Genomic DNA, 22,119 nt, shown 5'->3' with positions numbered 1-22,119 from the left:
CAGACTGAACTTCCCTGAACCCACATGAAGCCTGGGCGCTCCGGCCAATCCCAGGATTTCGGCCGCTCGGATCTGGGAGATCGCCATGCTCGAGACCCGATCCGTTCACCCGTGCGCGCTGGACAGCCAGGACGTCGAGACATGGCGCGCCATGGCCTCGGCGCATCCTGAGTTCCGCAACCCTCTGCTCGGCCCGGATTTCGCCCAGGCGGTCGGCGCCCTTCGGCCCGATGCGCGCGTGGCGATCTTTCGGCGCCACGGCCGCGTGCTGGGCTACCTGCCCTATCATCGCCGGGCCTGCGGCCAAGCCTGGCCGATCGGCGCGCCGTTGTCGGACTATCACGCCCTGGTCGGCGTCGCCGACGCCGGGCTCGACGGCCGTGACGCCCTCGCCGCCGCCGGATTGTCGGCGTTCCGCTTCGGCGGCCTGGTCGATCCGTTCGGGGTGATGGGCCCAGGCGCCGATCAGGTCGGCCATGTGATCGCGCCGGCCGACGGCCCCGAGGCCTATCTGGAGCAGGTCCGGGCGGCCAATCCCAAGAAGATCAAGAACTACCGCCGGCTGGGCGCCAAGCTGGAACGCGAGTGCGGCGCCGTGCGCCTAGTCGCCGACGACCGGTCACGACCGGCTTTCGACCAGTTGATCGCCTGGAAGCGCGAGCAGCTCATGCGCACCGGAACCCACGACTTCCTGGGCGCCGATTGGTCGCTCGACCTAGTGACCCGGCTATTCGAAGGCCAGCAGGGCGAGCTTCGCGGCCTGATGATCTGCCTCTATGCCGGCGACACCCTGGTGGCAGGGCATTTCGGCGTGCGGCAGGGCGAGGTCTTTCACCCTTGGATCGCCTCCACCCACCCAGACTATGGGCCTTGGTCTCCCGGGCATCAGCTCTTCCCGCGTGCGATCGCGGCCATGCCCGCCCTGGGCCTGACAACCTACGACCTCGGCTGCGGTCACGATCACTACAAGAGCGTCTACGCCTTGCGGACCCGCATCGTGACCGCGGGCCTGGCGACCGCCGGCAACCTGGCCGGCGACATCGCCCGCTCCATCGACGCCGCCTGGCTGCTGGCCGGCGCCGAAAGGCCCGGACCGGTCGGCCGCCTGCGGCGACGGATGGAGGTCATCGCCAGCGTCGATCTGACCTTGGCCGGCCGCGTGCGGGGCCTGGCCTTCGCCGTGGCGAGCCAGGGACGCCGCCGCCGCGCCACCGAACGCGAGCAGCCGTGAACCGGGCTGGGCCGGCGCGGACGACGATGCGGCGCATCCCAACAGCGGCTCGCGCAGTCCTGCCTAGACGTCCGGAGGCTGCGATCCGGACCCCATGATCGCCTTTGCGCCGGTCACCGGCAGCAAACGGTCGGCGCCGCGCCGAATCCATGTTCGCGCGGGTCTCTCGACGAAGACATGCACAGCGAACGCGGCAACGAGCGTGAGCATGAGCAGGCACGATACCTCCCACCACGCCAGCACATAGGCGCTCGGCCGCTGCGTCAGAGCGGAATTGACGCCCTTCCATCCAATCAGAATAGGCATGTGGACCAAGTACAAGGCGTAGGAGGCCTCGCCTGCGGCCAGCATCGATGGCCGGGCGACCGCGCGATCAGCGCCCGATTTCGACAGAAGGGCCAGGCTGAGGACCAAGGGCCCCGCCGCAGCCACCACGATCCGCTCGTCCGCTTTGAAGTGCATGAGCAGCAACAGAATGATCGCCGACAGCCAGGCCGCGCCGATCGCTTGGCGCCGTGTGAGCCGCATCCGCTGTCCCAACCGGTAGAGGCCTATGCCATAGAGAAACTCGGGTATGATCCGCAGCACACCCATGTTCAGTTGGGCGTGGACGACCAGGTCGCCAAACACCGCCTGGTAGATCAAATCCAGCGCCAGGAAGACCAGCGCCGACAGGGCGAGCAGGATCCATGGTCGACGGGCCAGAACGAGGCCGATCCAGGCAAAGGCGGGAAAGGCGAGATAGGCGAACCATTCGGCGGAGAGCGACCATGAGGGGCCGTTCCATTCCGCCACGACGGTTTCAGGCAACCAAGCATGCACCAGCAGGACGGTCGTGAGCAGACCGAGAGGATTGTAGAGCCGCCGATCAAACTCAGCGCCGATCAGGGTTCCCGCGCCAACCATCACCAGCACGAACCCCAAAACGGCGATGTGGGCCGGGTAGACGCGTGCGAAGCGCGCCGTCAAGAAGCGGCGGTAGTTCAGCCGCCTTTCTACCAGCGCCTGACGATAGGCATGGGTGAGGACGAAGCCGGACAAGATGAAGAACGCATCGACGCCGAGCCCGGCTCGATCAAGGACCCCTGTCGAGGCCATGGCGTCCCAAGACCATTGGAGTTGGTAGTGGAAGAGCACCACTCCCATGGCGAGCGCAAAGCGGACCGAGGTCAGCGCGGGCAGATCGTTCGGGAAGGGCGTAGCTTCGCGTTTAAGCGGCTTGGCTGATCGCATTCTGGTCCCCACCCTGTCGTGTCCATACGCGCGGGGGAGAGGTCAGCCCTCATCCTTCCTGCTCGGCCGCGAGCCCGACGGTCTTCAGCGCCGCTGAAGGCGCGGCGAGGTCCCGAATATTGAGCATGCGGCAAAAATCGGCTGGATCGGCGAGGGCTATGATCGTGTTGAAACGTAGTGACCAGGACGGGATTGCTCTAGCCGCATCCTGGTCACCAGTCGCAGGATCTCGGATGATGACTCAATTTGACCGTCGGCAGCTGTTGCGCGGAGCCGCCGCGGTGGGCGCGGGCCTGGCGACCGGGGCTCTTCTCCCGACCTGGGCGCAGAGCGCGACGCAGGGCCTCGGCTCCACCCTGCCCACGGTTTCGGGACAGGATATCAAGCTGACCATCGGCCATTCCGAGGTAACGATCGACGGTAAGACGAGCCACGCGGTGACCATCAACGGCACGGTGCCCGGCCCCCTGATCCGCCTGAAGGAAGGCCAGACCGTCCGGCTCTCGGTGACCAACACCCTAGACGAGGAGACCTCGATCCACTGGCACGGGTTGCTCGTGCCTTTCCAGATGGACGGCGTGCCAGGCGTCAGCTTCCCCGGCATTCCGCCCGGCGAAACCTTCGTCTACGAATTCCCGGTCAAGCAATCGGGCACCTACTGGTATCATAGCCATTCGGGCCTGCAGGAGGCCGAGGGGCACTACGGCCCCCTCGTCATCGAGCCGGCCGGGCCCGATCCGGTCGCCTATGATCGTGAGCATGTGATCGTGCTCTCCGATTTCAGCTTCATGCACCCCCACCTGATCTTCAAGCGCATGAAGCAGCAGGCCGGCGTGTTCAATTACCAGAAGCAGACCCTCTCCAGCCTGATGGCCGGCAAGGACCAGACACTCCAGGAGCGGATGGAGTGGGGGAAGATGCGCATGGACCCCACCGACATTTCCGACGTCACCGGCGCGGTGATGACGTTCCTGGTCAACGGCCACGGCCCCGCCGACAACTGGACCGGCCTGTTCACGCCGGGCGAGCGGGTGCGCCTGCGGTTCATCAACACCGCCGCCCAGATGATGTTCAACGTGCGGATTCCCGGCCTGAAGCTGACCGTGGTGGCCGCCGACGGCCAGACGGTGCGTCCCGTCGAAGTCGACGAGTTCCAGATCGGCAACGCCGAGACCTACGACGTCATCGTCCAACCCACCGAGGACAAGGCCTTCACGCTCGTCGCCGAGGCCGTCGACCGCTCGGGCATGGCGCGCGCCACGCTGGCACCGCGCGCGGGGATAACCGCGCCGGTCCCGCCCCTGCGCGAGCGGCCCCTGGCCACCATGAAGGACATGGGCATGGACATGGGCAACATGGACATGGGCGGCATGGATATGAGCAGTCCAGGCGCGATGCAGGGGATGGACCACGCCGCCATGGGTCATGAGATGGCGGGCATGAGTCCGCCACCGGGTATGGCCGCGCCCAAACCCCGCGGCTCGGACGCCATGGGCGATATGGGCGGCATGAAGATGTCGATGCGGGACGGGGCCAACGCGCCCCAGATCAAGCTCGGCCCCGGGGTCCAGACGATCGCGCCGATGCCCATGGATCGCACCGGCGAGCCTGGGCAGGGCCTGGAAAGCGTCGGCCATCGGGTGCTGGTCTACAAGGACCTCGTCGCCTTGACACAAAACCCCGACGTGCGCGCGCCGACGCGGGCGCTGGAGATCCGGCTGACCGGGAACATGGAGCGTTTCATGTGGGGGTTCGACGGGCAGAAGTTCAGCGAGACCACCAAGCCCTACGCCTTCGAAAAGAACGAGCGAGTCCGGGTCACCCTGGTCAACGACACCATGATGGCCCACCCAATCCACCTACACGGCCACTTCTTCGAGCTGACCCATGCGCCGGTCGGCTACGGCCCGCGAAAACATACGGTCATCGTGCTGCCGGGCGGCAAGGTGTCGTGGGACTTCACAGCCGACCCGGGTGATTGGGCCTTCCACTGCCACATGCTCTACCACATGCACGCGGGCATGTTCCAAGTGTTCAGCGTGCGGCCGCTTGAAGGAGCCGCAGCATGAAGACCGCAGCTTTGATCGGCCTCCTGCCGCTGATGTTGGGCGCGCCGGCGCTGGCTCAGACCATGGACCATTCGATGATGCCGGGCATGCAGATGCCCGCGCCCACGGCCAAGCCGGTTGCCAAAAAACCGCCTGCCCAGAAGCCGGTTGTCAAGAAGAAGGCGGCCCCTCGGAAGGCCGCTGCGCCACGGACGACGGCCAAGCCCGCCGCCGGGCGCGCCATGGGCGCGATGGCCATGCCATCGCCCGCCAGCGGCCAGGTCGCCGATCCCCACGCGGGCCACGACATGAGCACGATGGCCATGCCCGCCGCCCCGACGGGCCAGGACATGGGGGCCATGCCGATGCCTGCCACGTCCGCCGATCCGCACGCCGGCCACGACATGGCCGCGATGCCCATGCCAGGGATGAACACGGACCAGGCCATGAGTTCGATGGCTGACATGGGCGATATTCCCAATACGCCGCCGCCGCCCGCGCCCACCGACCATGCAGCCGACAATGTCTTTGACCCGACGGGCATGGCCAAGGCGCGCGCGCTGCTGCGTAAGGAGCACGGCGGTGGCATCACCTCGCTGGTGATGGCCAATTTCGCCGAATGGGCGCCACGGTCGGGCAAGGACAGTTATCGCTGGGAGGGCGAAGCCTGGTTTGGCGGCGACATCAACCGCCTGACGCTCAAATCGGAAGGCGAAGGCCTCAGTGGCGATGGGCTGAACCGCGCCGAACTTCAAGCGCTCTATTCGCGCAGCGTCGGGCCGTACTTCAATCTCCAGGCCGGTGTGCGCCATGACTTCGAGCCCAGGCCTTCACGGACCTATGCGACTATCGGCTTCGAGGGCCTCGCGCCCTATTGGTTCGAGGTCAGCGGCGCGGCGTTCCTGTCCAACAAAGGCGACCTGTCGGCGCGTTTGGAGGGCTACTACGATCAGCGCCTGACTCAGCGCCTGATCATTCAGCCGCGCGCCGAACTCAATCTCGCCGCCTCGAACGACCGGGCGACCGGCGTCGGCTCCGGTTTGTCGGATGTCGAGCTTGGCCTGCGCCTGCGTTACGAGATCCGCCGCGAGTTCGCGCCCTATGTCGGCGTCACCTACGACCGCAAGTTCGGCAAGACCGCCGACTACGCCCGAACCGGCGGCGAGGATGTCGAAGACGCCCGCGTCGTACTGGGCCTTCGCGCCTGGTTCTAGAACGGCCTCAGCGCCCATCGGTTGGAGATCTGAATGACACGTTCGATATCGCTCTTAGCCGCGGTCGTGCTTGTGGCGGCGAGCGCCGCGCAGGCCCACGAACCGGCCAAGACAGCGGCCCCATCAGGCCAGGTGTCGCCGTCGGCCCGCGCCGCTCGACAGGCGGTGGAAGGGTTCCACGCGGCTCTGGCCGCGGGCGAGACGCAACGGGCCTTGGATTATCTGGCGCCTGATGTCCTCATCGTCGAGGAGGGCGGCGCGGAGCGTTCGCGGGCCGAATATGCCAGCCATCACTTGGCGGCCGACGCCGCCTTCACCCACGCGGTGCCCAGCACGCCGCTGGCCAGCACCGGTGAGGCGATCGGCGACTTGGCCTACATCGTCACCGAGAGCCGCATGACCGGGACCTACAACGGCAAGCCGGTGGACAGGCTGTCAGCCGAATCCATGATGCTGCGCAACGGACCCGCGGGATGGAAGATCGTCCACATCCATTGGTCGTCGCGCGCCGCCAAACCCAAATAGCCTCAGGCACAATCACGGTGCGGCGAGGGATGGACGCCGGCTGGCGCGTAGACGTTGCAAGGATCACATCCAAGATCGGCGTCCTGGCCGCCGATCGTTTCGCGGAGCCGAACGATGACCGAGAAGCAGCGTCTCGATTTCAAGCGGCACTTTCCGAGCCTGCCCTTCGTCACGGTCGCGGCCCTGTTGATTGGCGGGATCGTCGGCGCGGGTCTCTACGCCGGGCTCTACAATATCGGCGCCGATGTTCCGCACACAAAGCCGACCTATTGGATGATCCAAAGCCTCCGCGACCGCTCCATCGCCGTGCGCGCTCGCAACATCAAGGTCCCGGCCGACCTCAATGACCCCAAGCGCATCGCCGTCGGCGCGGGCCTCTACACCGAGATGTGCAGCGGCTGCCATCTAGGACCAGGGCTTGAGAAGACCGAGATCAGCCAGGGTCTCTACCCGCAAGCGCCCGAACTCTACCGCACCTTGGGTCATAGCCCGGCCCAGGAGTTCTGGATGATCAAGCATGGGGTGAAGATGACCGCCATGCCGGCCTGGGGCCGCACCCACAGCGACGAGTTGATGTGGGACATGGTCGCCTTCGTGCGACAATTGCCATCGATGTCGCCCGAACAATACCAGGCCGCCATCAAGAGCGCCCCGGAAGATCACGACGCGATGATGCGTGACATGCCGGGGATGTCGAACATGCCGATGCCCGCCGGCAAACCTTAGCCTCGCCCGGCGCCTTGGCCTTGGAACCGCAGGACCTCCCAATGACACGTTTCACCCCGGTCTCGCCCATAGCCCGGCGCACCGTTCTGCTGGGCGCGGCTGCGGCGGCCACCCTGCTCGCCGGCTGCGCCAAAGCCGCCGACCCGCTCGCCATTCAGGTCTACAAGACGCCGGTCTGCGCCTGCTGCGGTAAGTGGATCGACGCCCTGGCGTCGGCCGGCCTCAAGCCGCGGGTATCGGTTCTCAACGATCTGACGAGCGTGCGGGCGACCTATGGAGTGCCCGACGCGCTGTCGTCCTGCCACACCGCGCGGATCGGCGGCTACACTATCGAAGGCCATGTTCCACCGGCCGATATCCTGCGGCTGCTGAGAGAACGGCCCAAGGCGCTGGGCCTGGTGCTGCCAGGCATGCCGATCGGTTCGCCCGGTATGGAAATCGCGGGAGCGCCCTCCGAACCCTATGCCACTCTTTTGCTGCTGGACGCCAAGGGCTCCACACGCGTTTTCGCGCGCCATGGCTGACCGCGGACTTCGCGATCGGGAGAATTCTTCACGGCGTCGCGAGGGCTCGGCTCTGAATGGCGCGTATCATCATCGGGCGACCGGGGCGTCGTCTCCTGGAGACAAGTCATGACCACCAAGACCACCTCGACCCTGCTGGCGACGATCGCCGCCGGCGCCATGCTCCTGGGTGCGTCCCAGGCGCTCGCCCACGCCAAGCTGGTGACCGCCAATCCGGCGCCCAACGCCACGGTCGCCGCCCCCAAGGCGCTGAACCTGAAGTTCAGCGAAAAGTTGGAACCGAAATTTTCGGGCTTCGAGATCGCCAACGCCGCCGGCGCGGCTGTCTCGATCAAGACGACGGTCGCCGCCGACGGCATGGGTCTGGAGGGCGCGCTGGCCGCTCCGCTGGCGCCCGGCGCCTATAAGGTCACCTGGCACGCCGTCACCGCCGACGCGCACCGCATGAACGGCGCCTACACCTTCACGGTGCGCTAGGCCCATGATCGAACTGGCCGTCGTTCTCGCGCGCCTGGTCCAGTACATCGGCGCGGCGGTCCTATTCGGATCGCCGCTCTTTTGTCTCTATGGCTTGGCGAGTGGCGGGGTCACGATGATCTGGCCGAGACGCCTGGTCCTGGCTGGCGGCGTGGCCGTGATGATCGGATCGGGTCTCGCCCTGCTGGCCCAGACCGCGATGATGGCCGGAAGCGCGGCCGACGCCTTTGATCGCGAGACCCTGGCGATGGTCGCGACCGGCACGCAATTTGGCCTGTCGGTGATCGTCCGCTTGATCGCGGGTCTCGCCGCCGTGATTGTCGCCCTGGGCGGCCGCCCCTCGCGCGCCTTGTGGTCGGCCGCGTCCGCCCTGGGCGCCATTGCCCTGGGCAGCTTCGCCTGGAGCGGACATGGCGCCGACGGCGCGGGCCTGAGCGGCGCGTTCAAGCTGGTCGCCGACATCGTCCACCTGCTGGCGGCCGGTGTCTGGCTGGGCGCCCTGGCGGCCTTGGCGGCCCTGATCCTTGGCGCTCGCACCCCGAGCGAGACGTCGTTGCGCGAACTCCACCAGGCCCTTGAGGGGTTTTCCGGCGTCGGTTCGCTGGTCGTCGCGGCCCTGGTGCTGACCGGCCTGGTCAATGTCTGGTTCCTCGTCGGGCCGAGCCAAATTGTCTTGGCGGCCTCGACCGCGTGGGGCGTGGCGCTGCTGGCCAAGCTGGTCGTCTTTGGCTTGATGCTCAGCCTGGCCGCGCTCAACCGTTTCGCGCTCACGCCTCGGCTGGAGCGGGATATGGCCCGCGCCAGGGGGACCTCAGCGCTTTCCGCGCTCAAACGCAGCGTGGCGCTGGAATCGGCCGCCGGGCTCGGGGTGCTCGCGCTCGTCGCCTGGCTGGGCACGTTGGCCCCGCCAGCGGCCCTCTAGACTCTACCGCACAATGGATATGGCCGGCAAAGGGCGGCCACTCGGCGGGCTCGGCGGTCACCTCCTGCTCGGCTCCGTTCTTTGGGGCCTTGCCGCATCAGGGCGCTTCGAAATCGCCTTGGGCCGATTGCTTGAGGGATAGACCCAACCGGACGCGTATCCCTCGAAGCGTTTCCTTGTGAGACCTCTTGATGCATGGCCGGTGCTTACACGACGGGACACTCCAAGCTGTGGCGCGTCAGCGGGCGGCGGCTTTACGGCAGTGGGGTGTTCCAAGCCTGCGCAGCGCCGGCAAAACACTGATGAAGCGCCCCCCTCGTCCATCCCAGCGGCTTGATCACGCGCGGAGATTGGCATGAGCGTTAGCGATGGGAATGCCCGCGCGGCCTCGAAGGCGAGCGCGCTTGGGGCCCTGATGATGCGCCAGGCGAGCGGCTACGCCATCGTGTTGCTGGATCCGCAAGGCGTCATCCTCGATATGAACAACGCGACCGAGGTCGTCGGATATTGGCCTCCCGAACAAGTGCGTGGGCGTTCCCACGAACTCTTCTACCCGCCCGACGGAATTGCCGAGGGACGGCCCGCGGCCGATCTGTCTGCCGCGGTGAAGGACGGCCTCCTGGAACGTGACGCTTGGCGCGTTTGTCACGACGGTTCCGAGTATCTTGCACGGCTGACGATAAACGCGCTGTGGGACGAGAGCGGCGTCCTGCGGGGCTTTAGCTGCATCGCGCGCGACATCACCGTGGATGTTGCCGTGCGGGCGTCGATCGAGGCCCGAGAGCAGCATCTGCAGTCCATACTCGCCACCGTTCCCGACGCCATGATCATCATCGACGAGCGAGGTACGATTACCTCGTTCAGCGCGGCGGCCGAGCGCCTGTTCGGCTACGGGGAAAGCGAGCTGCTCGGCAGGAACATCTCCTGTCTCATGCCGGAGCCTGACCGCGGCCGCCACGACCAGTATATCGCCCACTATCTCGAAACCGGCGAGCGCCGCGTCATCGGAATGGGTCGCGTGGTGGTGGGCCAGCGCCGTGACGGGACCACCTTTCCCATGGAGCTATCCGTCGGCCAGGCCGGCGAGGACGGCAGCCGGATCTTCACCGGCTTCGTTCGGGACCTGACCGCGAAGGAGCGTGACGAGCTCAGGCTCAAGGAACTGCAGGCGGAACTCGTTCACGTCTCGCGACTGAGCGCCATGGGCACTATGGCCTCCACCCTCGCCCACGAAATCAACCAGCCTTTGACGGCGGTGGCCAACTACCTTGAGACAATCCGCGATCTGCTGATCGGCGACGCCGAGATCGACCGCTCCCTATTGCGCGAGGCCGTTGGGGAAGCCGCGAGCGAGACGTTGCGCGCAGGATTTATCGTTCGCCGGCTTCGGGATTTCGTCGCGCGCGGCGACGTGGACAAGAGCATCGAGGACCTACCCCGGCTGATCGAGGAAGCCGGCAATCTGGCTCTGGTCGGTGCGCGAGAGCGCGGCGTCAGGAGCTTTTTCAGGTTCGATCTCGAGGCTACGCCGGCCCTCGTCGATCGCGTGCAGATCCAGCAAGTCCTCGTGAACCTCATGCGCAACGCCGTAGAGGCCATGGCGGAATCAGAGGTGCGAGAACTGACCGTGTCGACCTTGCTCCGGCCCGACGGCGCGATCGAGGTGTCGGTCGAGGATACGGGGCCCGGCATTTCCGACGAGATCGCGCCTCGACTGTTCCAGGCTTTCGTCAGCAGCAAGGCCGAAGGCATGGGTCTTGGCCTGTCGATCTGCCGAACGATCATCGAGGCGCATGGCGGACGCATCTTGGCCGACGCGTTGCCGGGCGGCGGCACGGCCTTCCGATTCACACTCATTCATGGGCGGGCGGACGAAGAGAAATGAGAGACAAGCGGATCGTCCATCTCGTCGACGACGAGGAGGCCATAAGAAAGTCCGCAGGGTTCCTGCTGCGGTCCTCGGGCTATCTCGTCCATAGCTACGCGTCCGGCGTAGAGTTCCTGAAGGTCGCCCGGAACGCCGAGGTCGGTTGCGTGCTTCTCGATGTCCGGATGCCTGACATGGACGGGCTTCAGGTGCAGACCGAGATGGCCGCTCGTGGGGTCAACATGCCCGTTGTGGTGGTCACCGGACACGGAGACGTCTCGATCGCCGTGCAGGCGATGAAGGCCGGAGCCATCGACTTCCTTGAGAAGCCCTTCGAGAAGGCGGCCGTGCTCGACGCCGTCGCGCGGGCGTTCGCCCGGCTCGACAATGCCGACATTCGAGCGACGGAAGAGGCCGAAGCGCTGGTGCGCGTTGCAGCGCTAACGCCGCGCGAACAGGAAATCCTGGAGGGTCTGGCCCAAGGCTACCCCAACAAGACTATCGCCTATGATCTGGGCGTGTCTTCGCGCACCGTGGAAGTTCACCGCGCGAGCTTGATGACGAAATTGGGAGTTCACTGCCTTTCCGACGCGCTGAGGATCGCCTTTGCGGCCGGTATGGGGGCGTCCTCCAAGCGCTAGGACGTTTACGTAGCGACTGCGCGGGGCGGGTCTGAGATCGTATCTCTACCCCTGCCCTGTGCGAGCGTACCCAAACCATGCCCCCGACCACCGGCTATACGGCCGAGCAGCGCTTTACGATCCTGCTGTCGGATGACGATCATGGGGTGCGCCGGTCGATCCAGCTGATGCTGACGGCCCGTGGCTATCACGTGCGGGGATATACCAGCGGGCGCGCCCTTCTGGCCGATCCCCAGTCGTTGTGCGCCGACTGCCTCATCGTCGACTACCGGATGCCCGACATCGACGGCCTGGCGCTTCTCAAGGGTCTCAGGAGTAAGGGCTGGCGGGGCGGCGCCATCATGATCTCCGCCTATTATGACCCGCGGCTGGAAAAGCGGGCGCAAGAGGCCGGCTTTGACGATGTGATCGCAAAGCCGATCATTTTCAGGGCTGTTCTTGACGCTGTGGCGCGACACTCGAATGATCAGCAACGCCTCGCTGGTAGCGCCTGATCGCTCGGAGCGCGCCTAGAGTGAATGGGACTGGGCAAAATAGGTCGCCGCGTCGCGCGCCATCTGGCCCACGCACCACTTGGCGTAGAATGGCGCCAGGAACGGGCCTAGCCAGCGGCCGAGCAGGCCCGGCGGAAGGTTGTAGGCGATCCAGACGCGCAGGTCCGAACCACCAGCCACCGGTGTGATGTCGAAGCCCATCCGGTAGGCGCCGACCACGAGTAGGCGTGGGTGGCCGACCGTTTCCCAGGCCTTGCGGCGCGGCGGCTCGCGCTCCGTCACGACTTCGTCCACGTAGAGGGAGATTCCGAACGCCGAGCCGCCCATCTTGATGTGGGAGCCTATGGCCTGACCGCGCCTCCCATCGAACTCAAAGGTCATGCGGCCGCCGCCCATCATCGCGGAGGGCTGTTCCATGTGCGCGCCCAGCCGAGTCTGATCGTCGAGTCGGGCGAAGACAGCGGTCGCCGGCGCCGCGATATGGACCAGGGTCTCTAGGTTTGTCGGCATCGTCGTTCTTCCGGACGGCGAGTCATGAACCACTGCGGGGTCCATCCGACAGGTCGAGCACGACCCGGCCCTCGATCTCGCCGCGACGCATGCGGTCGAAAACTGCATTGATGTTCTCGAGCCGATCGGTCGAGACGGTGGCGCGCACCTTTCCCTCACCGGCAAAGGCCAGAGCCTCTTGCAGGTCCAGCCGCGTGCCGACGATCGAACCGCGGATGGTGATCCCGTTGAGCACGGTGTCGAAGATGGAGAGGGGGAAATCCCCCGGCGGCAATCCATTCAGGGCGACGGTGCCGCCTCTGCGCACCAGGCCCAGCGCCTGGGCGAAGGCCTTTGGCGAGACGGCGGTCACGAGGACGCCGTGGGCGCCGCCGATCTCCTTCTTGAGCACCGCCACCGGGTCGGCGTGGAGCGCGTTGACGGTCACGGTCGCACCAAGAGCGCGCGCCAGGGCCAGCTTCTGGTCATCGATATCGACGGCGGCGACGTTCAATCCCATCGCTCTAGCGTATTGGACAGCCATGTGCCCAAGGCCGCCGACGCCAGAGATGGCCACCCAGTCGCCCGGCTTGGCCTCGGTCATCTTGAGGCCCTTATAGACCGTGACGCCCGCGCACAGCACGGGGGCGATCTCGACGAAGCCGACGTTGTCGGGCAAGTGGCCGACATAGTTGGGATCGGCGAGCACATAGTCAGCGAAGCTGCCGTTCACCGAATATCCGGTGTTTTGCTGCAGTTCGCAGAGGGTCTCCCAGCCGCCGAGGCAATGAACGCAGTGACCGCAGGCGGAGTAGAGCCAGGGCACGCCGACGCGGTCTCCTTCCCGGACATGGGTGACGCCCGCGCCCACGGCGACCACATGGCCGGCGCCCTCATGGCCTGGAATAAAGGGCGGATTGGGCTTGACCGGCCAATCGCCCTGCGCGGCGTGCAGATCGGTGTGGCAAACCCCGGCGGCGGCGATCTTGACCAGGATCTGGCCGGGGCCGACCTGCGGAACCCGCACCTCCTCGATCACGAGCGGCTGGCCGAAGGCGCGGACCACGGCCGCCTTCATTGTCTTTTCCATGGGTGTCCTCAGCAGCCGGTCAGAACAGACCCAGGGGCGCCTCGTCGTAGGAGACGAGGAGGTTCTTGGTTTGCTGGTAGTGATCCAGCATCATCTTATGGTTCTCACGGCCAAAGCCCGAGGCCTTGTAGCCGCCGAACGCGGCGTGGGCCGGGTAAACGTGGTAGCAGTTCGTCCAGACCCGCCCAGCCTGCAGAGCGCGGCCGACGCGGTAGGCGTTGTTGCCGTTGCGCGACCAGACACCGCCGCCAAGGCCGTAGGGCGTGTCATTGGCGATATCGATCGCCTCTTCGACGCTGCTGAACCGCGTCACCGAAAGCACCGGGCCGAAAATCTCTTCCTGGAAGATCCGCATGCGGTTCTCACCGACGAACACGGTCGGTTGGACGAAATAGCCCTGGTTCAGCTCGCCGCCCGGAAGCGCTCGCTCTCCGCCGATCAGGCACTCGGCGCCCTCGGCCTTGCCGATCTCGACATAGCCGAGGATCTTGCGCAGTTGGTCCTCGGAGGCCTGCGCGCCGACCTGAGTGACCGGATCCAGCGGGTCGCCCTGACGGATGGCCGCGACGCGGCCGAGCGCCCTTTCCATGAACCTGTCGAAGATCGATTCATGCACCAGCGCGCGTGATGGGCAGGTGCAGACCTCGCCCTTGTTGAAGGCGAACAGCGCAAACCCCTCCAGGGCCTTGTCGAGGAAGCGATCGTCCTGATCCATCACGTCGGGCAGGAAGATGTTGGCCGACTTGCCACCGAGTTCCATCGTCTGGGGGATCAGATGGTCGGCGGCGTAGTGCATGATCTGGCGCCCGGTCGTCGTCTCCCCGGTGAAGGACACCTTGGCGATCCGCGGATTCTCCGCGATCGCGCGACCGACGGTCCCGCCGGGACCCGTCAGGACGTTGAGGACGCCCGGCGGCAGGATGTCAGCCGTCAGTTCGGCGAACAACAGCAGGGTCAGCGGCGTCTGAGAGGCAGGTTTGATCACGGTGCAGTTGCCCGCCGCCAGCGCCGGGGCGATTTTCCACGCCGCCATCAGCAGCGGGAAATTCCATGGGATGATCTGGCCGACCACGCCGAGCGGTTCGCGGAAATGGTAAGCGATGGTGTTGTCGTCGATGGTCGAGATGGCGCCTTCCTCCGCTCGGATGCAGCCGGCGAAATAGCGGAAGTGGTCGATCGCCAAGGGAACGTCGGCGGCGCGCGTCTCGCGGATGGGCTTGCCGTTGTCGATCGTCTCGGCGAGGGCGAAGAATTCGAGATTGTCCTCCAGCCGGTCGGCGATGCGGTTGAGCATTCGGGCGCGATCCGAGGGCGAGACCCGGGCCCAGGCCGCCTTGGCGCCGTGAGCGGCGTCGAGGGCGAGTTCCACGTCTTCAGGCCCGGACGATGCGAAGGTGGCGATGGCGCGGCCATTGATTGGGCTATGGTCGGTGAATGAGGCGCCGCCGAGCGGCGCGACCCATCGTCCACCAATCCAGTTGTCGTAGCGCTCGCGGAAGAGCGGCGTGGATTTGACGGTCTTGATGGCTTGCTCGAACATGACGCCGCTCCTCCAATGGTGAGATCGAACGGTATTTGTCAGCCAGGCGGGGAGTGAATAGGTAGAGTCCGCAGAACTCACCCCCCAACCTTGACTTAAGAAAAGCCCGCATCCCGATCACCGGGGCGGGCCTTTCCTCCTCATCAACGCCGTTTTACATGTGGTCTTTCATCGGCATGGGCGCGTCCGGCTTATCAGCGGGCATGGCGGGCATGGCGGGCATCGTCTTGCCCTTGCAGCCGGAGCCGTCGCTGCAGCCCATCTTCATGCCCGACGAGGCCGGCGGGTCCTTCTTGGGCGGCATGCCAGCCATGTTCGCCATGCCCGCCGCATGGTCCTTCATCATCTGTTCGTGCATCTGGTCGCCGCCGTGCTGCATCCCTTGCTGATGCTGCGGGGTCGGCTTGGCGGCGGCGGCCGGCTTGGCCGGCATGGGCATCTTCATGTCGTCGTCGGCGTGTGCCGCCGATCCCAGCGCAAGAAGGCTGAGGGCGGCGATCAAGAGTGACGTCTTGCGCATTGGGTTTCTCCAAGAAAAAGGGGCCGTTCTAGGCTGAGGGAGCATGGTTTTCGCCCTCGGCCAGCTTGCGGTCAGCATGCGTGGCGGCGATCGGCGGCCATATACGTGGAGTTCACATCGACGATGCTCGTCCTACCGTTCGTCGCCAGAGCAACGGCGGCGAACCGGCCGTCGCCTCTCAACGACTGGTCATCGCCATCATCGCGCAGCTGGCCGCACAGTCGCGGCAGCTGGCCGCGCATCGCTGCATCCGCACATCGTCGAAGCCGGCGCAGTCCTTCGAACAGGCCTCGCAGGCCTTGGCGCAGGCCTCGCAGAGGACCGTATGGATCGGCGATCCCCGCATCATCGACGTCGCCGTCGCCTGGCAGAGGTCGGCGCAATCCAGCAAGATCGCGATATGGCCCGGGGCGGCGTGGGCGCCGCCCTTCTCCAGGCTATGCCGGGACGTCTCAATGCACAGACGATAGGTGGCGAGGCAGGCGTCGATGCAGGCCTGCATCGACATGGCGCCCTGACCAGGGGCCATGGTCGTGGGCTGGGCCCGGGCAGCGGCGGCAACGGCGGCGAGCGCCAAGCTCGAGACGAGAAGTCCGCGTCGGTCTTGCATAGGGTGTCTCCGATCAGGTTGACGAGGCGGCGGCGGGCGGCGTCGACGATGCTCCAGGCCTGCGCCCCCTGGTCGCCCCCGGTGCTTGGGACGAAGCCGCGACGGCCTCCCGGGCCATGCGCGTGTCCTGCCAGGGCCAATGGCCGTTGATCTCGACCCCGAGCGAGATGCTGAGGAAGGTGCGCACCAGAACGAGTCCGGCCAGCACGATCAGGTCATCGAGGGTGGGGTTGATGACCAGCGATTTGACGATGTCGCCCGCGACCAGGAATTCGAGACCGAGCAGGATGCTGCGGCCCAGGGCCGAGCGGAACGGGCTGTAGGCCTCGGAATGGTCGGCGCGCCAGGCGCGCTTGAGGAACAGGAAGGTGGCCAGGGCGGCCCCGGCCAAGATCGTCAGGGCGCCGGCCAGTTCGAGGACGACCACGGCCAGCTTGAAGAAGGCGCTGAGGATGTCGCCGGTAAAATCAGTGGTGATCATACCAGCCTCGCTTGCGGATGTTGTTGAAGCTGTCGGTCGTGTGACAGGCGGAGCATTGATCGACGCGCGCCTTCTCCCCGGCGACCCGTTGCGACACCATGCTAAAATGCATCATCTGGTGACTGGGCGGCGGCTTGTGGCATTCGGAGCATTGGGTCGAGTTGACCGAGGGATGCCGATACCCCTCGACGCGCCAACTGGTCACGCTGTGGCAACTGGCGCAGGTCTCTCCGAACAATCCCTGGTGCGGGTCCCGGATCGAATGGCAGCTGGCGCAGTCCAGGCCGGCGGTCCCGGCATTCCTGGCCACCGCCGGAATCCCCATCGGATGCTTCCAGACCTTCGGATCCAACAACGCCGGATGGTTCATGCGGGCGAGACTACGGCCGCCGTCGTGCTCGACGTGGCACGATGTGCACTCGGCGACGGTCGCGTGGAACTGGGTCGACTGCTTGCCGCCGAAATCCTGCCCGGCATGGCAGCTCAGGCAGGTTTTCGTCTCCACGCCCTTCAGCGGCGTGTGGCAGGTCGTGCATTGACCGGCGAAGGTCTGGTGGGCTGCGGAGAGCGGCCCTGGTGAAACAAGACCTTCGATCATGCCGCTGTTGGCCGGCGTATTCGTCCGCATGACCGCCGGCAAGCCGACCACAACGACCAGCAGCGCCGCGATGAACAGGCCATAGAACAGCGTCGATCGCTTCATAGCCAACGCAGCCCGTAATAGAGGGCCGCCCCGACGTGGAGCAGGATCAGCCCATAGAGAATGACCCCGGCCACGATATGCAGCAGGCGCCACTTGGCGAACAGCGAACTGGTCGCGGCTTCCGCCCGAACGGCGTATTCGCTGTCCGACAGCGCGGCGGCCAGCGTCGCCTTGTCGGCGGGCGCCGGCGCCGCGGGCGGGTCACCCGGCCTGAACAACAAGCGGGCCAGCCGACCGAGTTGGCGCGGCGGCGGCTCCACGCCCGTGGGCGGCGGCGGCAGGTTCAGATAGGCCGCCTTGAGCGAGGCCAGCTCGGTCTTGCGCCCGCGCAGCGCCCGCGCCAGCTCGGCCAGGAGAAATCGGCCAACGAACCCGCTCAGGACGGTGAGCAGCAGGAGGCCGGTCAGCATCACCCCGAGGGGACTGTCGAGCTTGTGCGCCGCGTGAAGCAGGGCGAGCAGCGGCGCGAGCACGCCGGCGTAGACGTGGACCGCCAAGAGGGTCGGCTTGGCCACAAATCTCGACAGGAACCGGTCGACAGCGCCGATGTGCTTGGCCGCCACATAGGGGAGCGTCAGCAACATCATCAGCACGGCGAGAACGCCAAGCATGCCGCCGGCGAAGCTGCCCGGAAACCGCGACGAGACGTGGATCATGAACCCCAGCGGGAAGACGAGGATGAAGCCCGCGAGCAGCGCCACGAGGATGTCGCCACGCTCGCGCATCAGGCTTCGACCACGAGCGGCTTGCCGGTCGTCTTAGCCTGGCAGGCGAGGATGTAGCCCTGGACCTTGTCCTCCGGCGCGAGGCCGGACTCAACGGCCATGGTGACCTCGCCGTCGATGAGCTTGGTGACGCAGACGCCGCATTCGCCGACACGGCAGGAGTAAGGAATCTCGACTCCCGCGCCTTCGGCGGCTTCGAGCACCGTCTGGGTGGCGGGCAGCGGCGCCGAGACCCCGGAAACCGAAAAGGTGATGGTGGCGGCTAAGGTTTCCGCCCCCCCTGCGGGCGGCGGCGTTGGCGTCGGGCCGGGCTTGCCCACGGCCGGGGCGACGGTCGCGGCTTGGGCCGGCGGCTCGAGCGGATCGATCGGCAGGGACGCCGGCCCGAACGCCTCGGTATGGAGCTGCGCCTCGGGGACGCCAAGCTCGGCGAGTTGGGCCTTCATGGCCGCCATCATGGCCGGCGGACCGCAAAGGTGAATGCGGCGGCGCGCGAGGTCCGGGACCACGCTGGTGAGCATCTCCTTGGTGATCGGCCCTTCGGCCCCATGCCACACGGTGCCGGGCGCCCGGTGCATGGCGGCGAAGACGTGCAGGTTCTCGTGGCGGCGTTCGAGGCGCTCGATGTCCTCGCGGAAGGCAAATTCTTCGGTCGACCGTGCGCCGTAGAGGAAGAAGATCTCGCCTGGCCAGGCGGTGTCAGTGAGATAGCGCAGGACCGACATCATCGGCGTGATCCCGACGCCGCCGGCGATGAGCACGACGCTGTCAGCGTCGGTCCCCGTGAAGGTGAAGGCGCCAAAGGGGCCAGAGATTTTGACTAACTCTCCGACCTTCACGTGATCGTGGAGAAAGCGCGAGACAGCGCCCTGCTCTTCGCGCTTCACGGAGAGTTCGACATGGGCGCGCTGGGTCGGGGATGAGGCGATGGTGTACGACCGGCGCGCGGTCTTGCCAGGCTCGGGCTCCACCTCGACCTGGAGAAACTGCCCGGGAAGAAAGTCGAACGGCAGCCGGTCGGCGGCCGGGTCGGCGAGCCGGAAGGTCAAGATGGTCGGCGTTTCGCGCAGGATCTGCGCGACTCGCAACGCGCCGGTCCAGCTTCTTGGCTTGCGCGGCGTCGCGCCGGACGGGTCCAAGGCGCTGCTTGGGGCCACAGCCTTCGCCCCGCCTGGCGCGACGGTCGCGGCCGGAGCCGGCGCGGCGGCTTTTCGGTCGTTTCCAGCCGCGGCCGAGACCGCCGTGGCGCCTGGCGCAGCCGGCGCCCCGGCGACGATCTTGCGGATGCGTTGCAGGCGAAACAGTTGCAGGGCGATGAGGCTGGCGCTGACGAGCGTCAGAAATAACATCAGCAGCAGATGCGCCGGCGAAATCCCGAACGGATGGGCGGCGTGCTCGCCCGACAGGACCGTGCCGACCGAAAGCTGCGTCCGGAACCAATTGGTCGCAACGTTCGGTCCCGAGGTCTCGCCTTCCAGAGCGCTCTTCGCGGCCGCGCTGCTGGCGTAGAGATCGGCGCCCTCTCGAAGCTTCCGCGCCGCCGCCGCACGGGCGGTCGAATTGGAGGCGTGCATGCCTTCGGCGGCGCCCTCGCCCGCGAGGACAAGGCCGTTGTGGACCCGCGCCTCCGTGTCTCGCGCCAGCGCTTGGCGGGCCTCAGAATCGAGGCCTGGTAGGCCCAGCAGGCGCGAGAAGAACGGACCGTTGTTCTGGCCGGGGCCGCAACAGCCCGCCATCTGGTCCATCTTCTCCATCATCCCCCCCATCCCCGCCATGGCGGCGTCCTGGGGCGCGCCCGCCCCCGGCATGGCGGTGGTTGGCATGGCGGGTGTCGGCATGGCGGAGGCGGACGCGGGCGCCATCGCGCCAGGCGCGGCTGGGTCGGCGGCCACGGGATGATGGGCGGCGTGCTCGTCAGCGTCCTGCGCCGGCGCCGGCGCCGCGGCGGCGGCGACGACGACCAAAAGCGCGACCGCGAGCAGACCTGAAAGGGTTGTCGGTAAGCGCATCGATGGCCCCCGCCCCCCAAGGCTCACATGTGCTTCATCGGCGCGGGCGGGCTGTCGGCGGGCGGCGGCGCGTCGGGCTTGGCGGCGCCCGCGCGCATGTCGGCATGATCCATCGCCTGTTTGTGATGATGTTCCATGTCGGCGACCTCGTTGCCGGTCCCATCGGCGGGCTGGGCCGACGCATCAGCGGGCGAAGGCGGCGGCGTCGATCCGACGGGGTTCGTCGTGCTCGCGGTAGCGGCCGCCGGTGTGTTGGCGGTCGAGGTTGAGCTGTCGCGGTTGCAGCCGGCGAGTGCGAGTCCCGCCATGACCGCCACGCCGCTGATCAGCAGCGATCGGCAGTTGCCGTTGATTGTCATCAAGGTCTTCCTTTTGCGAACGTGTGGTCCGGGTGACCAGAGCGCTGATCACCCGGCGCCGATCATTTCGACTGCCGCAGGATCTGCCGGCAGCGATCGTGCGAGAGGTTCATGGGGTTGCGCCCCTGTCCCTTCATCTCCGAGTGATCGTGTCGGTCGGCGACCCCCATATCGCTCTCCATCTGACGACAGCTGGCGATCTGGCTCTCGGTCGGCGCCGTGGTGGCGCAAGCGCTGAGAAGCGTGGCGGCTGCAAGGGCTGCAGCAACTGCATAAGTCTTCATGGTCATTCCTTCGCTGTCAGGTTTCACGGTTCTTCTCCCCCCTCGTCGTTTCTGGCTTCGCCGCGGCGCGGGCGCGGGGCCTCGCCGAAATGAAGGCCAGGATCGGGCAGTCGCGGGTTGGGGCCTCGCCCGGACACGCCGCAGCCAGCCCCTCTAGAATCGTTCGGATAAGGTTGAGCTCATCCACGCGCGTCTCCGCCTGGCGGATCTTGTCGCACGTGATCGCGAGCACAGCCGTAGCTCTGGCGGTGTCAGACGTCTGTAGGGTGAGAAGCTCGCTGGTTTCGGCGAGCGTGAAGCCCAACCCCTGTCCCGAACGGATGAATCTGAGCCGGAGAAGATCGTCGTCGCCGTAGAGCCGATAGCCCGCGCCCGACCGACCCGGCGAAAGCAGCAAACCCGTCCGTTCGTAGTAGCGAATGGTGTCGCGGCTGACACCCGCGGCCGTAGCCAGTTCGCCGATTTTAAACTTTCCCATGGCATCCGCCCCTTCTGCAGGTTGGACCGTGGTCCAAGGTCAAGCGAGGCATGCGGGGTTTGCTCAAGGTTTCTGAGCTAAGGCCCCGGTCGATGTCCTGCTCGGCGGAAGGGGGGGCGGACGCCGCCCCCCGATGGATCAGTTGCGAACGAGTTCGACGATGTCGTGCTTGGCGGCGGCGCCGTCGGCGACGCGCACATGGGCGAAGTGTTCGTCGAAGATATGGTCGATCGTCACGTGGCCGACGAGATCACGGCGATACGACGGGGGACCCTTTGCTGGGCCCGGAAGGGTCTTGACCCGATAGACCTCCAGGCTTTGGCCAACTTCAGCCCCATCGGCCTTGCCGATGCAGATGACCGTGCCGGTGCTGTCGGCCTGGACGATCGAGCCCCGCATGAAGAAGGTGTGGCCGATGCCCTGGGCCAGGACGGGGGTGGCGGCCAGCATCGCGACGCCAGCCAGAGCCGCTACGATCGACTTTTTCACGATTGTCTCCTTTGAAGTTGAGCCGCTCGGAGAGACCGAGGGGAATGAGGTTTCCTTCCCCACCAGGACTAAGGTCCCGGGTCCCGGGTCTGAATACGTAGATGTCACATCGCGTATTTTTCGAGGATCTCTTCAAATGGCGCCGGCGAGCCTCACCGATCTTTCAAGCTGCTTTCGCCGGTGGTTTCGTCGTCGCCAATGGTCGTCGCCAAAGGGAGCGCGTCGGCAACGGGCCACGACTGCGGGGCAGGAGCTCGATGGTCCGCGGCCTCACCCACCCAGCTGCAGTACGCGCCAGCGCGCGTAGCCCCGCCCAGCCAGGTGCGCGTCGGCCGGTTGGGCGGGGCTGCGGCGCGAACCTTCCCATAATGGGCAAGGTCTTGAAACCAAAGGCGATTCTCAAGCTGTTAGGTAGTTCGGCGCTAGGCTTGGCCATGACC

Annotated in this window: 25 protein-coding genes; 11 read left to right on the top strand and 14 right to left on the bottom strand. The window is 66.4% G+C overall.

Going from position 1 to position 22,119, the window contains the following annotated elements; translation table 11 throughout:
* Nucleotides 1-85 precede the first annotated feature (85 nt).
* Nucleotides 86-1,231 (top strand): GNAT family N-acetyltransferase, encoded by a 1,146-nt coding sequence (locus ACW175_RS09825; RefSeq protein WP_099578293.1) that lies wholly within the window; start codon nt 86-88, stop codon nt 1,229-1,231.
* A 63-nt stretch (nt 1,232-1,294) separates the two neighbouring features.
* On the opposite strand, the gene ACW175_RS09820 is transcribed toward ACW175_RS09825, so the two are convergent.
* Nucleotides 1,295-2,464, bottom strand: coding sequence for an acyltransferase family protein (locus ACW175_RS09820; protein WP_099578295.1), 1,170 nt, complete (start codon nt 2,462-2,464; stop codon nt 1,295-1,297).
* Nucleotides 2,465-2,697: 233 nt separating this feature from the next.
* Here ACW175_RS09820 and ACW175_RS09815 point away from each other — a divergent pair, with 233 nt between their 5' ends.
* The 10 genes from ACW175_RS09815 to ACW175_RS09770 all read left to right on the top strand — a co-directional run bounded on the left by ACW175_RS09815 (nt 2,698) and on the right by ACW175_RS09770 (nt 11,902).
* Nucleotides 2,698-4,533 carry a copper resistance system multicopper oxidase gene (locus tag ACW175_RS09815; protein ID WP_099578297.1) on the top strand — a complete coding sequence of 612 codons (1,836 nt, stop codon included), beginning with the start codon at nt 2,698-2,700 and terminating at the stop codon, nt 4,531-4,533.
* Nucleotides 4,530-5,726, top strand: coding sequence for a copper resistance protein B (locus tag ACW175_RS09810; protein ID WP_099578300.1), 1,197 nt, complete (start codon nt 4,530-4,532; stop codon nt 5,724-5,726). Before ACW175_RS09815 ends, ACW175_RS09810 begins: the two co-directional genes overlap by 4 nt.
* A gap of 33 nt (nt 5,727-5,759) precedes the next feature.
* Nucleotides 5,760-6,251 (top strand): YybH family protein, encoded by a 492-nt coding sequence (locus ACW175_RS09805; protein WP_099578302.1) that lies wholly within the window; start codon nt 5,760-5,762, stop codon nt 6,249-6,251.
* A gap of 114 nt (nt 6,252-6,365) precedes the next feature.
* Entirely contained in the window at nt 6,366-6,977 is a 612-nt protein-coding gene (locus ACW175_RS09800) for a c-type cytochrome (protein ID WP_099578304.1), read from the top strand.
* Nucleotides 6,978-7,018: 41 nt separating this feature from the next.
* Entirely contained in the window at nt 7,019-7,501 is a 483-nt protein-coding gene (locus ACW175_RS09795; RefSeq protein WP_099578305.1) for a DUF411 domain-containing protein, read from the top strand.
* Between the two features lie 108 nt (nt 7,502-7,609).
* Nucleotides 7,610-7,978, top strand: a complete 369-nt coding sequence (copC, locus tag ACW175_RS09790) for a copper homeostasis periplasmic binding protein CopC (RefSeq protein ID WP_492082043.1) — start codon at nt 7,610-7,612, stop codon at nt 7,976-7,978.
* A gap of 4 nt (nt 7,979-7,982) precedes the next feature.
* Nucleotides 7,983-8,900, top strand: a complete 918-nt coding sequence (copD, locus tag ACW175_RS09785; protein ID WP_492082044.1) for a copper homeostasis membrane protein CopD — start codon at nt 7,983-7,985, stop codon at nt 8,898-8,900.
* Between the two features lie 355 nt (nt 8,901-9,255).
* Nucleotides 9,256-10,785, top strand: coding sequence for a PAS domain-containing sensor histidine kinase (locus ACW175_RS09780; RefSeq protein WP_099578312.1), 1,530 nt, complete (start codon nt 9,256-9,258; stop codon nt 10,783-10,785).
* Entirely contained in the window at nt 10,782-11,408 is a 627-nt protein-coding gene (locus ACW175_RS09775) for a response regulator transcription factor (RefSeq protein WP_012286376.1), read from the top strand. Before ACW175_RS09780 ends, ACW175_RS09775 begins: the two co-directional genes overlap by 4 nt.
* Before the next feature lie 77 nt (nt 11,409-11,485).
* On the top strand, nt 11,486-11,902 hold the full coding sequence (locus tag ACW175_RS09770; RefSeq protein WP_012286375.1) for a response regulator: 417 nt from the start codon (nt 11,486-11,488) through the stop codon (nt 11,900-11,902).
* A 15-nt stretch (nt 11,903-11,917) separates the two neighbouring features.
* Here ACW175_RS09770 and ACW175_RS09765 read toward each other — a convergent pair whose 3' ends face one another.
* The 13 genes from ACW175_RS09765 to ACW175_RS09705 all read right to left on the bottom strand — a co-directional run bounded on the left by ACW175_RS09765 (nt 11,918) and on the right by ACW175_RS09705 (nt 21,679).
* Nucleotides 11,918-12,412, bottom strand: a complete 495-nt coding sequence (locus ACW175_RS09765; protein ID WP_099578314.1) for an SRPBCC family protein — start codon at nt 12,410-12,412, stop codon at nt 11,918-11,920.
* A 22-nt stretch (nt 12,413-12,434) separates the two neighbouring features.
* Entirely contained in the window at nt 12,435-13,481 is a 1,047-nt protein-coding gene (gene adhP / locus ACW175_RS09760) for an alcohol dehydrogenase AdhP (protein ID WP_099578316.1), read from the bottom strand.
* Between the two features lie 19 nt (nt 13,482-13,500).
* A complete protein-coding gene (locus tag ACW175_RS09755) occupies nt 13,501-15,021 on the bottom strand; it encodes an aldehyde dehydrogenase family protein (protein WP_012286372.1) in 1,521 nt (506 codons plus the stop codon).
* Nucleotides 15,022-15,175: 154 nt separating this feature from the next.
* Complete coding sequence (locus ACW175_RS09750) at nt 15,176-15,541, bottom strand: hypothetical protein (protein WP_012286371.1); 366 nt, start codon at nt 15,539-15,541, stop codon at nt 15,176-15,178.
* 178 nt (nt 15,542-15,719) lie between these two features.
* Nucleotides 15,720-16,151, bottom strand: a complete 432-nt coding sequence (locus ACW175_RS09745) for a four-helix bundle copper-binding protein (RefSeq protein WP_012286370.1) — start codon at nt 16,149-16,151, stop codon at nt 15,720-15,722.
* Nucleotides 16,152-16,164: 13 nt separating this feature from the next.
* Complete coding sequence (locus ACW175_RS09740; protein ID WP_012286369.1) at nt 16,165-16,632, bottom strand: DUF1622 domain-containing protein; 468 nt, start codon at nt 16,630-16,632, stop codon at nt 16,165-16,167.
* Complete coding sequence (locus ACW175_RS09735; protein ID WP_012286368.1) at nt 16,619-17,335, bottom strand: cytochrome c3 family protein; 717 nt, start codon at nt 17,333-17,335, stop codon at nt 16,619-16,621. Before ACW175_RS09735 ends, ACW175_RS09740 begins: the two co-directional genes overlap by 14 nt.
* Nucleotides 17,332-18,060 (bottom strand): hypothetical protein, encoded by a 729-nt coding sequence (locus ACW175_RS09730; protein ID WP_099578324.1) that lies wholly within the window; start codon nt 18,058-18,060, stop codon nt 17,332-17,334. Before ACW175_RS09730 ends, ACW175_RS09735 begins: the two co-directional genes overlap by 4 nt.
* On the bottom strand, nt 18,060-20,069 hold the full coding sequence (locus ACW175_RS09725; protein WP_492104308.1) for a 2Fe-2S iron-sulfur cluster-binding protein: 2,010 nt from the start codon (nt 20,067-20,069) through the stop codon (nt 18,060-18,062). The genes ACW175_RS09730 and ACW175_RS09725 overlap by 1 nt, the downstream gene beginning before the upstream one ends.
* 23 nt (nt 20,070-20,092) lie before the next feature.
* Entirely contained in the window at nt 20,093-20,428 is a 336-nt protein-coding gene (locus ACW175_RS09720; protein WP_012286365.1) for a hypothetical protein, read from the bottom strand.
* Nucleotides 20,429-20,490: 62 nt separating this feature from the next.
* Nucleotides 20,491-20,739 carry a hypothetical protein gene (locus ACW175_RS09715; RefSeq protein WP_233206672.1) on the bottom strand — a complete coding sequence of 83 codons (249 nt, stop codon included), beginning with the start codon at nt 20,737-20,739 and terminating at the stop codon, nt 20,491-20,493.
* Nucleotides 20,729-21,190: a heavy metal-responsive transcriptional regulator gene (locus ACW175_RS09710; protein WP_099578328.1), complete on the bottom strand. Its 462-nt coding sequence runs from the start codon at nt 21,188-21,190 to the stop codon at nt 20,729-20,731. The genes ACW175_RS09715 and ACW175_RS09710 overlap by 11 nt, the downstream gene beginning before the upstream one ends.
* A gap of 138 nt (nt 21,191-21,328) precedes the next feature.
* Complete coding sequence (locus ACW175_RS09705; protein ID WP_199170589.1) at nt 21,329-21,679, bottom strand: hypothetical protein; 351 nt, start codon at nt 21,677-21,679, stop codon at nt 21,329-21,331.
* Nucleotides 21,680-22,119: the final 440 nt, after the last annotated feature.

The sequence above is a fragment of the Caulobacter sp. FV1ye6ST genome (assembly GCF_058681225.1).
The sequence above is the reverse complement of the archived record's forward strand: the minus strand, read 5'-3'. Positions and strand labels throughout refer to the sequence as shown.